The 368-nt window shown below is 43.8% G+C and carries 1 pseudogene; it reads right to left on the bottom strand.

Annotation, left to right across the window (positions count from 1 at the left end):
- Nucleotides 1-359 (bottom strand): annotated as a pseudogene (locus AB4585_RS28310) (iron ABC transporter permease); the annotation flags it as partial.
- Nucleotides 360-368: the final 9 nt, after the last annotated feature.

Here is a 368-nt window from a genome sequence, read left to right as displayed (position 1 = left end):
CGCAAGAAAACCTGTAAAGGACCGGCAAAATCAAACCAATCCGTAAACACGTAACCGACGATATAACCAGGCATAGCCAGAGGCAGTACCATTGCCCACTGCAACACTTTTTCTGATGGAAGGCGACACATGGCCATTAGCCAAGCGCTTGGAATACCAATTAGAAGAGACAGTAACATCACTCCAAATACCAACCAGAAGGTATTTGAGACGTAGGTGGGCAACACCGTATCAAAAAGGTGTGCGAACAAGTCGTTATCACCACCGATACTGGTGTAAAAAATGGCTAAAATTGGCAAAACCAGTAGTACAGCTAAGAGTGCACTACTGGTTCGAAATACGGGATACTTTTCTTTCATCAAATAACT

It is taken from the genome of Vibrio sp. 10N.222.49.C9 (genome assembly GCF_041474985.1).
GTDB classification, from domain to species: domain Bacteria; phylum Pseudomonadota; class Gammaproteobacteria; order Enterobacterales; family Vibrionaceae; genus Vibrio; species Vibrio crassostreae_C.
The sequence above is the reverse complement of the archived record's forward strand: the minus strand, read 5'-3'. Positions and strand labels throughout refer to the sequence as shown.